At 42.8% G+C, this 16,057-nt stretch carries 8 protein-coding genes; all 8 read left to right on the top strand.

Annotated elements, in window-relative coordinates; genetic code table 11:
* Positions 1-50: 50 nt before the first annotated feature.
* The 8 genes from LN995_RS07875 to sov all read left to right on the top strand — a co-directional run bounded on the left by LN995_RS07875 (position 51) and on the right by sov (position 16,047).
* On the top strand, positions 51-1,286 hold the full coding sequence (locus LN995_RS07875) for a murein hydrolase activator EnvC family protein (protein ID WP_229960097.1): 1,236 nt from the start codon (positions 51-53) through the stop codon (positions 1,284-1,286).
* Positions 1,287-2,261: 975 nt separating this feature from the next.
* Positions 2,262-2,474 (top strand): Sec-independent protein translocase subunit TatA/TatB, encoded by a 213-nt coding sequence (locus tag LN995_RS07870; protein WP_229960095.1) that lies wholly within the window; start codon positions 2,262-2,264, stop codon positions 2,472-2,474.
* A gap of 27 nt (positions 2,475-2,501) precedes the next feature.
* Positions 2,502-2,723, top strand: a complete 222-nt coding sequence (locus LN995_RS07865; protein ID WP_229960093.1) for a Sec-independent protein translocase subunit TatA/TatB — start codon at positions 2,502-2,504, stop codon at positions 2,721-2,723.
* The gene (gene gatA, locus LN995_RS07860) at positions 2,720-4,156 is read left to right on the top strand and encodes an Asp-tRNA(Asn)/Glu-tRNA(Gln) amidotransferase subunit GatA (protein WP_229960092.1); all 1,437 of its coding nucleotides are present in this window, start codon (positions 2,720-2,722) and stop codon (positions 4,154-4,156) included. The genes LN995_RS07865 and gatA overlap by 4 nt, the downstream gene beginning before the upstream one ends.
* Before the next feature lie 9 nt (positions 4,157-4,165).
* Positions 4,166-5,701, top strand: a complete 1,536-nt coding sequence (locus LN995_RS07855; protein WP_229960091.1) for a lytic transglycosylase domain-containing protein — start codon at positions 4,166-4,168, stop codon at positions 5,699-5,701.
* Positions 5,702-5,972: 271 nt separating this feature from the next.
* Positions 5,973-8,246, top strand: coding sequence for an NADP-dependent malic enzyme (locus LN995_RS07850; RefSeq protein WP_229960090.1), 2,274 nt, complete (start codon positions 5,973-5,975; stop codon positions 8,244-8,246).
* A 6-nt stretch (positions 8,247-8,252) separates the two neighbouring features.
* Complete coding sequence (gene ruvA, locus LN995_RS07845; protein WP_229960089.1) at positions 8,253-8,846, top strand: Holliday junction branch migration protein RuvA; 594 nt, start codon at positions 8,253-8,255, stop codon at positions 8,844-8,846.
* A gap of 67 nt (positions 8,847-8,913) precedes the next feature.
* Positions 8,914-16,047, top strand: a complete 7,134-nt coding sequence (gene sov / locus LN995_RS07840; RefSeq protein WP_229960088.1) for a T9SS outer membrane translocon Sov/SprA — start codon at positions 8,914-8,916, stop codon at positions 16,045-16,047.
* Positions 16,048-16,057 lie beyond the last annotated feature (10 nt).

Raw genomic sequence — 16,057 nt, 5'->3', positions numbered from 1 at the left:
TTATAGATTCACCATATTTGTAAACTCAAGAGAGAAGAACTATAAGTTTAATGAAGGCCCTTTACAGATTAGCCTTTTTCTTTCTCCTCCTTTCGTTGCCTTTTGCCACTCATGCGCAAAAAAAGAAATCGAAAGCACAACTGGAGAAAGAGAAAAAGGAAAACCTCACCCGAATAAAAGAAGCGAACAAGATTCTGCAACAGACTAAAAAGCAGAAGGAAGCCTCTATTGGCCAGCTAAACGCTATCAAAGAAAAAATTACAGTTCAGAAAGGCGTTATCCAAACTGTTTCTAAAGAAATAACACTTATACAGTCCGATGTAAAAACAACAGAGGGTATGGTGCGTTCTCTTGAATCAGACCTGGAGAACCTGAAAAAAGAATATGCCAGTATGGTTTACGCAGCCTCTAAGACAGCTAATAGTTACAATAAGCTTATGTTTCTTTTTGCGGCAGATTCTTTCAACCAGTTTGTGCGACGTATGCGTTATTTGCAGCAGTACTCCGAAGCCCGTAAAAAGCAGGTGGAGCAAATAAATAAGGCGCAGGATGCACTCAATAACCAATTAGCTGTACTAGACTCTAAAAAGAAGCAGAAGCAAAACCTGCTCAACAGGCAGATACAGGAGAACAAGAACCTGCTTAGCCTTAAAACCCAGCAAGACAGTGTTATTTCTAACCTAAGCAAACAGGAAAGTAACCTTAAGCAAGAAGTAGCTCAGCGCCAGAAAGCCGTTAAGAAACTTGATAATCTGATAGCGGACATTGTTCGCGAAGAGATTGCCCGGGCCGCACGCGCAGCACGAGAAGCTGGCCGGGCCTCTAGCGGAAGTGCTAACAAGGTAACCTTAACGCCAGAGGCTGCACTTATTTCCTCTTCTTTTGCCGGAAACAAAGGTCGGTTGGCCTGGCCTGTAGAGCGAGGCTTTATCTCCCAGAAATTTGGTCGCCACAATCACCCTGTACTAAAGGGAGTAGTCGTTGAGAACCGTGGTATTGATATACAGACATCGCAAGGAGCAACAGCACGGGCTATTTTTGAGGGTAAAGTATTAACAGTAGCCAGTGTACCCGGCATGAATAATATTGTAATGGTGCAGCATGGAGAATACTTTACTGTATATGCCCGCCTTAAGTCAGTAAATGTAACCACAGGCCAGACAGTGAAAATAAAAGATGTGATAGGAACTGTGTACACCGGTGCAGACGGAACTTCTGAACTCCAGTTCCAGGTGTGGAAGAACAACGTCAACTTAAATCCTGAAACCTGGCTGTCCCATAAATAAAAGCGCACCACACATATTGTACTTTCCCGCTTTTAGCTGTAGATACATAGCTTATAGAAACAGAAGAGCCGCAGTAGTTACTGCGGCTCTTCTGTTTCTAGGCTTTTTATTGAATAAAATTGCCTAAAAACAAAAAAACACCCTACAAAGCAGGGTGCCTTTCCAAGCTATGAAAACAAACTTAATTTCTTTATTATTTATAAAAGAGCTCTATAGAGTTTCCTCAAAAGGCTCTATAAATTTCATACCTTAAATATACAACTTTCATATTGTACATCCAACTACTGCGCAAATATAAAACAATTTACCATATTTAAGTATAGTTATACTTATACTTTCTAATATTTGTTGCGCTTCCTAAAAACTTTTTCCAGAGATTTCAGTTTCCTGCAATAATTGCTCTTTCTTGCTTCAGAACCACCTATCTTTTTCTCCTACTTCACAAACTGAAGCTAAATAAATGTAAGCAAAGCAAAACACTATAAGCAATAGTTAGGCCAAAATTCACCAAAAACACAACTGACTAATATTCATACACTTACAAACAAGATGATTTCTTGGAAATTCTTCATTTGGGAAAGCGATTACCCCTATGGGAATAAGATCAAACTTTGTACTCTTACAGGACAAGGTATTAAGCACATACAAATAAAAGTACAGTTTAAATTAAGTACAATATTTTTATTTTAATAAACTTAGACCAAAAGTAAATTGCTTCCTTAAGTTATTGCTTGCATCTCAAAAGCAGGGTCCACCCTTGTTTTCTTATGGGAACAAAGTAAAACATCAGGATTAGTCTAAAATATATTCCACCAAATACAAAATAACAGAACAGTACAGGCTGTTTAGTAAAATAGCAGTTTAATAAGTATCTTGCATTATAGAGGCACTTATTAAACTTATATGAGTAGATGTGGGTTTAAATAAATATTAACTCTAACTTTGTAGCAATTTATATCTTAAAGAATTAAGACCATGGCAATCAACAACGTATTTCTTTTCCTGGGTGGATTAGGCGGCACAGAAATAGCCTTAATCCTGTTCGCTATCTTGTTGCTTTTCGGTGCTAAACGTATTCCTGAGCTTGCCAGAGGTTTAGGTCGCGGTATCCGTGAGTTTAAAGATGCCACAAAAGAAATCAAGAGCGATCTTGAAAACTCTGTGAAAGACGACAACAACACGAAGTAGTTTTATTCTAAACTATATCTTTAAAGTATGTACCTGGGTACAGTTCTTCTTTTTCTCGGTGATCTGGGAGGGGGAGAGATGCTTGTCGTTATTACAGCAGTACTTTTATTGTTTGGCGCAGATAAGATTCCTGGTATAGCCCGTGCTATGGGCCGTGGTATACGTGAGTTCAAAGATGCGACAAATGAGATCAAACATGAACTAGAACGATCCATAGAGGATAAGGATAACAAGCCTAAATTAGATTGAGACAGTATAATTCGCTACGCGACATCAAGTCAGATATCGCCAATGGCCAAATTACGTGCCGCCAACTAGTAGCGCACTACCTGCAAAATATCAAAGAAAAGGAAACGCTGAATGCTTTCCTGGAGACTTTTGAAGAAGAAGCCTTTGCACAGGCCGACACCGTTGACCAAAAGTTAGCCAATGGCACAGCCGGTAAGCTGGCGGGTATGGTAATCGGCATTAAGGATGTGCTAGCCTATAAAGGGCACAGTCTGCAGGCTTCCAGCCAAATTTTAAATGGATTCAAGTCGCTTTATACCGCTACGGCAGTAGAGCGTTTACTTGCAGAAGATGCCATTATTATTGGCAGACAAAACTGCGATGAGTTTGCCATGGGAGGTTCAAATGAAAACTCTTCATTTGGGCCTGCCCTTAATGCCGACGACACAACGCGTGTGCCAGGTGGCTCTTCCGGCGGATCGGCAGTAGCTGTGCAGGCTGCCCTATGCCTGGCATCTATAGGTTCCGACACAGGAGGATCTGTACGTCAGCCAGCTTCATTTTGCGGCGTAATAGGCATGAAGCCTACTTATTCACGCATTTCACGCTATGGCCTCATAGCCTATGCATCGTCTTTTGACCAGATTGGGGTAATTACCAGGAGTATTGAAGACGCTGCTTTGCTTTTAGAGGTAATGGCAGGGCCAGATGGCAAAGACAGTACAGCAAGCCAACGGGAGGTACCCGCTTACAGCCAATTACTATCATCTGACAAAACATACAAGATAGGTTATATCCGCGACTGCTTCGAGAATGAGGGATTAGATACAGAAGTAAAGGACTGCATTCTGAACGTAAAAGACATGCTCAGAGAAGCGGGTCATACAGTTGAGGCTGTAGACTTCCCTTATCTTGATTACATTGTGCCTACCTACTATATTCTGACTACTGCAGAGGCCAGTTCAAACCTGGGCCGGTACGACGGGGTTAAGTATGGTTTCCGTAGCAACAATGTTACCGACCTTAACTCCCTTTATAAAAAGACAAGAGCAGAAGGCTTTGGCGCAGAAGTACAACGGCGTATTATGCTGGGCACTTTTGTATTAAGTGCTGACTACTATGACGCATACTATACAAAGGCACAGAAGGTAAGAAGACTGATAAAGGAGAAAACAGCAGAGTTGCTTGAGTCTTATGATTTTCTTATATTGCCTACTGCCCCAACAACAGCATTTAAACTTGGGGAAAATGCAGCTAATCCAGTAGCAGCTTATCTGGAAGATATTTTTACAGTGCAGGCCTCACTTTCAGGTGTTCCGGCCATCTCCATTCCGGTTGGTCGCGATGCCAATGGTCTTTCCATCGGGTTACAACTTATGACCCGCTCATTCGATGAGCCAGCTTTGCTAGCTTTCTCGAATTATATCCTGGATAAGATTACCGTTGAAGCATAAACTTTAATTATGACCTATACGAAACTCTTTACAGTGTTTGCGGCTATCATTGGAAGCATTTGGGCAGGCTTTGCCCATGCTTCCAATGATAGCCGTTTGCTTGATAGGCTTACAGTAGAAGATTCCGTTAAATTCAGAATTGATACCACACAGCTTTCTCCTGAAGAACTGGCCCTGCTGGTGGAGTATATTCCCAACGAACCGAATGAAGTAATTCAGGATAGGTTAAGCTGTATTGAGTCAGAAATTCCGTTGGAGTTTAACAACTTTGTAAGGAGTTATATTGATTACTTCACTATCCGCAACCGAAAGTACACACGCACCATGCTTACGCGTGAGAACGTGTATTTTCCGATGTATGAGAAGTATCTAAAAAAACACAATATGCCACAGGAGCTTAAGTACCTCTCTATTGTAGAGTCAGGGCTTAACCCTAAAGCAAAATCTCCTGTTGGTGCTGCCGGGTTGTGGCAATTTATGGGCCCTACAGGTAAGGAGTATGGGCTTAAAGTGCAGGACAATTACATTGATGAGCGTTTAGATCCTGAAAAGTCTACTGACTCTGCATTGCGCTTCCTGCGCCGCCTGCATAAAATGTATGATGACTGGGAGTTGGCTATGGCAGCTTATAACTGTGGCCCGGGCAATGTAAATAAAGCAATTCGTCGTGCCGGTGGAGGTAAAAAAACATTTTGGGAGATTTTCCCATACCTCCCACGCGAGACCCGCGGCTACATACCTTCTATGACAGCCGTTATTTATGCCATGCATTATGCTCCGGAGCATAATATATTTTCAGACTCTATATTATATGCTATTGATGTAGACACAATGTTGATAAACCAGCCTCTGGATCTGGAAAAATTAGCTGTAGAACTACATATGAACCCGCAGGAGCTTATGGCCTTGAACCCTGAGCTAAAGCAAACAGTATTACCAAAGCACATCCGCAATTATCCTCTGCGAGTACCTGCCAGTCGTTCAGCTTTACTGGCAGACAATCAAGATCGTAGCTGTATCCTTTTAGCTGCATCTCCTGTACCACTAACTCCTGCAGTAGAGCTTAACCCTGAAAAATCACAGGTTCTGCTTGCTTCTGCCAAACCTGAAGCTCCTGCTAGTAACAAAGACACTGTAGAACAGAAATTATATATCGTACAAAGCGGTGACAATTTAACACGTATTGCGAACGAGCATCATGTTACCATAGATCAGCTTAAAGAATGGAACAACCTGAAAAGTACCAGAATTAAGCCAAAGCAGGAATTAGTTGTACTACAACCCCGAGCTAAAGAACCTAATATTGTGTTAGCATCAAATGAAGGAAACAAGAGTGTAATAAACAGCACACCTGTCAAGAAAGTGGTAAATAGAATATCAGTAGAAAAGCCAGCAAAAGAGCAGTTTATCTACCACGTACAACCTGGTGATACACTTTGGAACATTTCTAAAAAGTATGATGGCTTAACGGTAGAGCAAATTAAAAAGCTTAATAAGCTTAAGACAAACGATATTAAACCAGGCCAAAAGCTTATTCTTAGCTAACTTTAATATACAGCAAGACATATAAAAGCACCTTACAACAAGGTGCTTTTTGTTTTCCCTTTACTGCACCAAAACTATATATTAAACATCAGATAATTAAGTTAATATAAATAATTGCGATTTCTGCTTATTAAAGCATTTACACCCTTTATCTTTGAAGTTCAATTTTGAATAGCAGCAATTTCTTATCAAATTAGCCTTAAACCAACTAGATTAAGAAATAGAAAGTATTACTTAAATCTGGCAAACAGATACAACTACAACGCATATCATGATTAAAGTAAACAAGCAAGATGCTCTTAACTACCACATGGAGGGTAAACCCGGCAAGTTAGAAGTAGTGCCGACAAAAATGGTAAGCACCCAGCACGACCTGGCATTAGCTTACTCGCCCGGTGTTGCAGAGCCTTGTAAAGAGATTCAGGCAGATAAAGACAACGTTTACAAGTATACCTCTAAAGGCAACCTGGTTGGAGTAATCTCTAATGGCACAGCTGTCTTAGGCTTGGGTAATATTGGCCCAGATGCCTCTAAACCAGTAATGGAAGGAAAGGCGGTACTCTTCAAAAAATTTGCAGGAATTGACGTTTTTGATATTGAGATAGACAGCACAGACCCGGATGAGTTCATTAAGATTGTGAAATCACTGGAGCCTACTTTTGGTGGTATTAACCTGGAGGATATCAAAGCACCTGAGAGCTTTAAAATAGAAAATGCGCTGAAGCAGCAGATGAACATTCCTCTGATGCACGATGATCAGCATGGTACTGCCATTATTTCATCAGCGGCACTTCTCAATGCTTTAGAGCTTACAGAAAGAAGGATTGAAGACATCAGAATGGTGATAAATGGTGCTGGTGCGGCTGCTATTGCCTGTGCAAAGTTGTACCTGTCACTGGGTGTGAAGATCGATAACATTGTTATGTTTGACATAGATGGCATCATCAGCCCTGACCGGAACGACTTGGATACTTCCAGGGCACAGTTTGTGACCATGCGCAAGATAAAGACACTTGCAGAAGCCATGCAGGATGCAGATGTGTTTATTGGTTTATCGGCAGGCAATGTGCTGGCCCCGGAGTTAGTTAAGCTAATGGCTCCGAACCCTATCATTTTTGCACTTGCTAACCCAGACCCTGAGATTGCTTACGAAGTAGCAATGACTACACGTGAAGACCTTATTATGGCAACTGGCCGCTCTGATCATCCTAACCAGGTAAACAACGTGCTTGGCTTCCCTTACATATTCAGAGGGGCATTGGATGTGCGTTCTACAGAGATAAACGAAGCCATGAAACTGGCAGCTGTATATGCCCTGGCAGCACTTGCCAAAGAGCCTGTTCCTGAGATTGTGCATAAAGCTTATGGCGACGACACAATCACTTTTGGCCGTACTTATCTTATACCGAAACCACTGGACCCTCGCTTAATTACTACCGTGTCTCCGGCAGTAGCAAAAGCAGCCATGGAAAGCGGCGTTGCCCGCAAGCCTATCACTAATTGGGAGGCTTATGAACTGGAGCTGAAAGAGCGAATAGGTATGGACCAGAAGCTGATGACACGCATCACAAACCAGGCGAAAAAGAACCCGAAAACAGTGGTGTTCACTGAAGCTGATCATTATAAAATACTAAAAGCGGCTCAGACAGTTAGCGAGCAGAAAATAGCTAAACCGATACTTTTAGGTAACCGTGCCCAGATCAACGCTATCATACAGGAGCACAACCTTAACCTCCAGGACTGCATGATTGTAGACCCCTTTGAGGAAACAGATAAGAGAGAGCAATTTGCTAAGTTATTATTCGAAAAGCGCCAGCGCAAGGGCCTTACCCTATCTGACAGCAGAGCTTTGATGCGTGACCGCAACTATTTTGGCAGTATGCTTTTAGAAGTTGGAGAGGCTGATGTACTTATCTCTGGTTTAACCCGCGACTACTCTAAAACAATATTGCCAGCCCTTCAGGTAATTGGCGTGGAAGAGGGTATCAATAAGGTGGCCGGTATGTATATTGTACTAAACAAGAAAGAACCTTTCTTTTTCGCAGATACTACTGTTAATGTGAACCCAACAGCCGATGAATTGGTTGACATCATTGGCTTAACAGCCCGTACTGTTCGCTTCTTTGATACGGAGCCTAGAGTTGCCATGCTTTCATTCTCAAACTTCGGTTCAGTAAGAGGTGATATTCCTAACAAGGCAGCTGAGGCAGTAAGAAAAGCGAAGCTTCGTTATCCGGACTTATTACTGGATGGTGAGATGCAGGCTAATACCGCGCTTAACCGAGACCTGCTGCGCGAGCACTATCCGTTTAGTGAGTTGGCAGAAAAAGGCGCTAATACGCTCATCTTTCCGACACTTACTTCCGGAAATATAGCTTATAAAGTGCTGCAGGAAATTGGCGGTGCCGAAACTATCGGGCCAGTACTGATGGGGATGCGCAAACCAGTACACATCCTGCAGCTAGGTAGCTCTATACGAGATATTGAAAACATGGTAGCTATTGCAGTAGTAGATGCACAAAATCTTAAAAACCAGCATATATAAGAATAAATGATAGCCTATATTGATGGCAAGCTGACCCATAAAGATCCAACCTATGTCATTATTGATATTAATGGCATAGGTTATCAAATTAAAATATCGCTGAGTACTTACTCTTCGCTGCCTAACGGAGAACGCTGTAAGCTGCACACTTACCTGCATATTAAGGAAGATGCACACACATTATACGGTTTTACAACGGTAGCAGAGAAAGACACGTTTCTGCACCTTATTTCGATTTCAGGAGTGGGCCCTAACACCGGGCTCATGATCCTGTCTTCGTTATCGGTGGAGGAAGTACAACAGGCTATTGTCCGAGAAGATGTGCGCACCATTCAGCAGGTAAAAGGCATTGGGGCCAAAACTGCACAGCGCGTTATTCTGGAGTTAAAAGATAAATTAAAGAAAGAAGTATTGGTGGCCGACAGCACAACAGTGTCTTCATCTGCATACAATACAAACCGCTCCGAAGCGTTATCTGCTTTAGTTACACTAGGGTTTGCAAAAAATGTTGCAGAGAAAACACTCGATGCAATTATCAAGCGTGAGGGTGGTAACTTAAATGTAGAAGAACTGATAAAGTTTGCATTAAAATCCTCTTAATATTATCCAATTGACCTGGAAGAGTAAAAAAAACAACCTGTTCTTTGCAACGGTTGCTGCTATTTCTATGCTAACTTGGTGGTCGCAGGCAGAAGAAATACGCTCGCGAGGCCGGTATAAACAAACTATTTTACCGTACTTACTGGCGTTTCAGGACACAGCCAAAACCGACTCTTCCAAATTAGTACCTTATATACCTAGTCGTAGGCCAACTTTTGTGCCAAAAGACAGGCGAGGTGATGCTTTTAGCACACGTCCAAGCACCTCCCCTCTGTTGCTTGGGCAGCCAAGCAACCTGCAGCTGAATGTGGAATTAGACGATAGTGCGCAACTCTATAATATTACAGAGACAATCGGTGATGTAGAGTATCGTACGCCATCTTCCATGTCTATGCGGGAGTATTCTGAGTGGCAGCAAAAAGAGGCAATCCGGAATTATTGGCGCAGCAAGTCTGCCAGCCTAGATGGAGAAAGCGTAGTAAGCAGCAACCGTTTAATTCCTAAAATCTATATTAGCCCAGTTTTCGACAAAATTTTTGGAGGTAACTACGTCGATATTCAACCAAATGGTAATGTAACATTAAAGTTCGGAGCACGCTTTAACCGTAACGAAAATCCAACTATCCCACTTCGGCAGCAGCGAACCGGCGACTTCGACTTTGAGCAGAATATTTCGCTTAACCTGGTTGGAAAAATCGGGGAGAAAATGCGCCTAAACTTTAACTGGGATAACAACGCCAACTTTGATTTTGAAAATAATATGAAGCTGGATTATGCCGGCAACGAAGAAAATATTATCCGAAAGATAGAAGCTGGTAATGTTAGCCTCCCGCTTAACAACTCACTGATTACAGGTGCGCAAAACCTATTTGGTGTAAAAGCGCAGTTACAGTTTGGTCGTTTGGGTGTTACAGCCGTTGCAGCAAGTGTAAGAGGCACAAATGATGAGGTTGTTATTCAGAACGGTAATCAAAGTAATACCTTTGAAATTAAAATTGACCAGTACGACAACAACAGGCACTACTTCCTGTCACAGTTCTTCCGTAACCGCTACGACAATGTCCTGAAAAACTTACCACTTGTAAATTCTGGTGTTACTATAAATAGGCTGGAAGTGTATGTTACCAATACGAACAACTCTACCCAGGACCTTCGGAACATGGTAGCTTACATGGACTTAGGTGAACCTGACCCTTACAGAGACCAGTTTGGCTCAGGGGCGACAGCTGCTCCTGCAAACAATGGAGCCAACTCACTCTACAGAACGATAGCCAACACCTCTTCTGCCAGAAATAATACCAATGTGGATCAGTACTTACAAAGCCAGGGATTACAGAAAGGAACTGACTTTGAACACGTACGTGCCCGCAAGCTTAACACTAACGAGTATAGCTTTAACCAACAATTAGGTTATATATCTCTTAACACCACCTTGCTACCAGACCAGGTATTAGGAGTTGCTTTTGAATATACTTACAATGGCAAAACCTACAAGGTAGGAGAACTGATGGATGACTATCAGAACTTACAAGATGAGCAGGTTATACAAATGAAGTTGCTAAAAGCAACTAACCCATCATTAAACTACCCTACCTGGGATTTAATGATGAAAAACGTATACAACCTGAATGCTACTCAGGTAAACAGAGATGGCTTTCAGCTCCAGCTTATCTATAAAGATGATGAAACAGGTGTAGATATCACCAGTCTTAAAGAAGAAAGCCCTATACAGAACATTCCACTGGTAGAAGTGCTCAACCTTGACAACGTTAACACAAACAACGATAGACCTAGCGACGGTAACTTTGACTTTTTATCAGGCATAACCATAAACCCGGACAAGGGCTGGATATTTTTCCCACAGGTAGAGCCGTTTGGTGATTACCTGCAAACTCAACTACAGGGCTACCCTGAACTGATTGACCGATACGTGTACCAGGAACTGTATGAGCAAACGCAGTCTGATGCACAACAAAACAACGTTAAAGCAAAATTCTTTATAAAAGGCCGCTATCAGGCAAGCTCCACCGACGAAATCATGCTTCCGGGCTTCCAGATTGCAGAAGGTTCTGTAGCAGTTTATTCAGGAGGTACACTTTTGGAGGAGGGCATAGATTACCAAGTATTTTATGATCTGGGCCGTATTAAGATATTAAACTCCAGCTACCTTAGCTCAGCCAGCGATTTACGTGTTACCTATGAAAAAGCTGAGCTTCTGAACATACAACCGCGTACTATGCTAGGCACTCGCTTAGACTATAGGCTAAACGACGATATAAACATTGGAGCAACCATGCTTCACCTGAATGAACAGGCGTACGTTAACCGTGTAAGCATAGGCGATGAGCCGACAAACAACACGATTTATGGCTTTGATGTTAATTTGCAGAAGAACTCTCGTTTTCTGACGAAAATGGTTGATGCTATTCCGTTAATAGACACCAAAGTACCATCTACTGTTACATTTAGTGGTGAGTTTGCCCAACTTGTTCCTGCCAAATCAAAGTCAGCTTACAACGAAGACGGTGCCTCTTATATAGATGATTTTGAAGGGGCTGAAACACCTTATAGCCTAGGAGGCTATAACAATACCAGCTGGCGGCTTGCTTCTACCCCTGAGGCACTTGCGCCAGGCGCCGGATTAGCATATGCGTATAACCGGGCTAAGTTAGCCTGGTACACCGTAGACCAGATATTTTATCGTAGCTCAAGTAATTTAAGGCCCTCTAATATAACAGAGGAAGAGATTAAGAACCACTACGTCCGGGGTGTTGGTTATCAAGAAGTTTTCCCTGGCCGCGACCCGACGGTAACAAATACTTACGAATATACCTTTGACTTAGCTTATTATCCTCATGAGCGCGGCCAGTATAATTATAACCCCGCACTGGATGCGCAAGGGCGGTTAGCAGGAGACCCCAGAGATAACTGGGGTGGTATAAGCCGTGCCATAACATTCGATACAGACTTTGATAATGCCAATATCGAATATATAGAGTTCTGGATGATGGACCCGTTCATCACTGGACCAAATGGTAGAAAAGACGCTGAAGGAAACCAGATACAAAATAACGATGGTGGGGAGCTGGTTTTTAACTTAGGTAATATATCAGAAGACATTTTGAAAGACGGCCAGTACGCTTTTGAAAATGGCTTGCCTACCAACGATACAGAACTGCAGGACTTAAATGAGACTATATGGGGACGTGTAACAACCCAGCAGTTCCTGACGAATGCCTTTTCAGGAGTGACAGGTGCGCGCCAGTATCAGGATATTGGCCTGGATGGTTTAAATGATGCCAGTGAGTTTAACTTTTTTCAAGATGCTTTTATAAGCCGGATACCTGGTGTTGCTCCGCAAAGCGTTATAGACGACCCTTCCGCAGACAATTTTAGACATTACCTGGACCCCTTGTACGACCAGCAAAATGCAGGAATCCTAGCCCGTTATAAAAACTATAACGGCATGGAGAATAACTCTCCTGAGAACAGTAGCTATGCTAACTATGCCTCTCCAGACAAGGAAGATCTTAACGGAGACAATGTTATCAATGATCTGGAGCAGTATTATGAATATAAAATCAGTCTGCAGCCAGGCCAGCTAAATGTAGGCCAGCATTATATTGTAGACCAGGTACAGCATACGGCAGAAACAGGCGAAACAGTTAACTGGTATCAGTTCCGTATTCCGGTACGGCAGCCAACTAACAGCATAGGTAACATTAGCGGCTTTAAGTCAATCCGGTTTATGCGTATGTACATGACACAGTTCGCAGACCCGGTAGTGTTGCGTATGTCGCAGTTTCAGTTTGTGTCAAACCAGTGGCGTACCTATCAGCAGCCACTAACCGACGGCACCCCGTGCCTTACCTGCACCGACGATGCCCGTTCTTTTACAATATCAACAGTAAATATTGAAGAAAATGGCATGGCTACAGAAGGCAAATCTCCTTATGTGTTGCCACCTGGTATTGAACGTATCAGAGACTATACCTCTACTAATAACCGGCGCCAGAACGAGCAGTCCATGCAGCTGTGCGTAGAAGATTTGAAAGACTCTTTCTCTAAAGCAGTTTACAAAAACATCTCGCTGGACATGCTTATCTATAAGCGCCTGAAGATGTTTGTGCATGCTGAGTCTGATGACCCGAATACAAATGATGATGATATGGAAATCTTTATCCGTATCGGTACCGACTTTACACAGAACTTCTACGAATACCTTGTTCCACTAAAGCTAACCAAATCAGGCCAGTCTGTAGCAAGCGAAATATGGCCTAGTGCAAACGAAATAGACATAGCCTTGCAAGACTTTGTAGATGCGAAAGTAGCCCGTAACAGTAATGCAAGCTATAATCGTTACACTCCATATTCTGTGCCTTTAACAGACGGGAGAACCATACGAGTAATGGGCAACCCTGATTTTAGCGAAGTGCAAAGTATTATGATTGGTGTCAGAAACCCCAGAAAATCTAACGATGACACCAGAGCGCACTCAGTATGCGTCTGGGTAGATGAGTTCCGGGTAACAGACTTTGTAAATCAATCAGGCTGGGCAGCTAATGCAAGGCTGAACACTAAACTGGCTGACTTTGCTAACATTACTGCCACAGGAGCTTACACAACAGTAGGCTTTGGTGGTCTGCAGCAGAAAATAGCAAGCCGTTCACGTGAAAACACCGCACAGTTTGACGTAAGCGCCAACGTGGTTGCTGATAAGCTCCTGCCTGAGAAGTTAGGTATAAAAGTACCGCTTACAGTTCAGTACAGCACCTTAAACAGTGAGCCACAGTATGACCCACTGGATAAAGACGTACCACTGGAGCAATCTTTAACCAGATTTGGAGATGACAATGAGGCACGTGAAGCATATCGGAAAGAGGTAACGACACGCGAAACAAGGAAAAGCATAAGCTTATTGAATGTGCACAAGGAACGAACAGATCCTGAAGCAAAAGTAAGGCCGTATGATATTGAAAACCTGTCGCTGTCTTACTCTTATGCAGAACGGCTGTTTACGGATATTGAAACAGACCGCGACTACACAAAGTCATATACAGGTGCTATTGCATATATCTATAGCAATACAGCGGCCAAAAACTTTACCCCTTTTGATGAGATTAAAAGCCTTAATTCGCCGTACCTGCGCCTGATTAAAGATCTGAATTTTACGCCGCTGCCTAGCAGCTTTGCTGTACGCTTCGACCTGGACAGAAGCTACAATGAAACCTTTTTGCAACGCCGGGATTCAGAAACAGGTTTGATTACGACAAGAGGTATAGAACCCACGTTCCAGAAGTACTTTTACTTTAACAGAGTGTACGACATGAAGTGGGACATTACCAATAGCCTGTCGCTGGACTACACTGCCACGAACCGTTCTATAGTAGACGAACCAGATGACCGCATTAACAGTGACATAGATTCGCTGCAGTATAAGAATAAAGTTATCTGGAACAACCTGATGAACGGAGGACGAAACACGAACTTCAACCAGATTATAGCCCTGAACTACAGGTTACCACTGGACAAGTTCCCATTAACAGACTGGATAGGTGCAGAAACTCGTTATGCTGCTACTTATATCTGGACTGCGGGCTCTACTGCCTTAACTAATGACAGCCTAAACTTAGGCAACACAGTAGAAAATAATACTGAACTTAGCCTTACCGGAAAATTTGATTTGGTTAAGCTGTATAACAAGCTTAAGTTCTTTAGAGATGTTAACTCACCTCCATCGCCAGAAGCAAAATCAGCGCCTAACGACACCACAGCTCAAAATCCTAAGCCGGAGCTGAAAGTTGCGAAAGCACTGGCACGAGCATTCATGATGACTCGCTCAGTAAACTTTACTTACCTGCAGAACAGAGGTACCTTATTGCCCGGTTATTTACCAAGCACTTACATGTTTGGTTTAAACAGAGGTTTTGATGCACCAGGGCTTCCGTTTGTACTAGGCAAGCAGTACGAGTTGGATAACCTTTACAACAGAGCTTACAACAATGGCTGGTATACAGACAGTAGTCAATACCTGAATACACCACTAAGCTCCATATTTACAGAAACGTTTTCTGCCCGTGCAAACCTGGAGCCATTCCGTAACTTTAACCTGCAGGTAGATGTAAGCAGGAACAAGTCAGAGATAGAGGAAGTATTCTACCGCAAAGAAGTTGATGACTACGGAAACATAAGTGAAGCAGATCAGCGCCAGAACCCATTTAATTCCGGCTCTTTCAGTACATCCTTTATGGCCTTAGGTACTTTATTTGAGTCTAGGAGCAATGGTACTTCAGCAGCGTTTGATAACTTTATCCGGTACCGTTACAATGTACGGGAGCAACTAACAGCAGCCAATGCCGCAGCCAGCGATTCAGGCTACACGTTAAACTCACAGGAAGTATTGATGAAGGCATTCCTATATGCTTATCAGGGGCGGGATATTAATGGTTACGAAGCAAAACCAGATGATAATCCTTTTAAACGTTTACCTATTCCAAACTGGCGGGTTGACTACAATGGGTTATCGCAGTTGCCATTCTTTAAGAGATGGTTCAGCCAAGTAAATATTACGCATGCTTATAATTCCAGCTACAACATCAGCAACTATACTACATCGCTGGCTTATACGCAGCAACCGACTGGCTTTGCATCGCAGACAAATGAGTTTGGCCAACTGGTGCCATATTACATCGTCAGCCAACTAACTGTATCAGAACGTCTGGCACCATTGTTAGGAATCAACTTCAGAACAAACACAAACCTTACCGGCCGCTTGGAGTATAAGGTGGAACGTAACTTGTCGCTGAACCTGACTAACGCTCAGGTAACGGAAACAAGTGTGAAAGACTACGTAATAGGCTTAGGCTACGCTACTTCTAATTTCCGCATTCCGTTCAGAATAAACGGGAAGCAAACAGTACTGGACAATGAGCTTACTATGCGACTTGACCTTTCAGTGCGTGATAACCAGACGGTGCAGCGTGCCATTGCTGAAGATGATCAGGGGACTGAGTACAGTCAGAACCAGATTACAAACGGAACGAGGCAGTTGCAGCTTCGCCCAACTATAGACTACGTAGTAAGCCAGCGCGTAAACCTTCAGTTTTATGTTTTACGGACTGTGTCTGATCCTAAAATCTCGACATCATTCCGAAGCAGCGTTACAGAAGGGGGCGTTCAGTTAAGGGTTAGTTTACAATAAGTTTTTGCTC

The sequence above is a fragment of the Pontibacter silvestris genome, from assembly GCF_020907275.1.
GTDB classification, from domain to species: domain Bacteria; phylum Bacteroidota; class Bacteroidia; order Cytophagales; family Hymenobacteraceae; genus Pontibacter; species Pontibacter silvestris.
Note: the sequence above shows the minus strand (reverse complement) of the source record. Positions and strands in the feature narration are given on the sequence as shown.

Bases quoted from the DNA above. Each gene is read 5' to 3' on its own strand.
- LN995_RS07850 (WP_229960090.1), top strand. From the start codon at position 5,973: ATGATTAAAGTAAACAAGCAAGATGCTCTTAACTACCACATGGAGGGT.
- LN995_RS07875 (WP_229960097.1), top strand. From the start codon at position 51: ATGAAGGCCCTTTACAGATTAGCCTTTTTCTTTCTCCTCCTTTCGTTG.
- sov (WP_229960088.1), top strand. From the start codon at position 8,914: ATGCTAACTTGGTGGTCGCAGGCAGAAGAAATACGCTCGCGAGGCCGG.
- LN995_RS07865 (WP_229960093.1), top strand. From the start codon at position 2,502: ATGTACCTGGGTACAGTTCTTCTTTTTCTCGGTGATCTGGGAGGGGGA.
- ruvA (WP_229960089.1), top strand. From the start codon at position 8,253: ATGATAGCCTATATTGATGGCAAGCTGACCCATAAAGATCCAACCTAT.
- LN995_RS07855 (WP_229960091.1), top strand. From the start codon at position 4,166: ATGACCTATACGAAACTCTTTACAGTGTTTGCGGCTATCATTGGAAGC.
- LN995_RS07870 (WP_229960095.1), top strand. From the start codon at position 2,262: ATGGCAATCAACAACGTATTTCTTTTCCTGGGTGGATTAGGCGGCACA.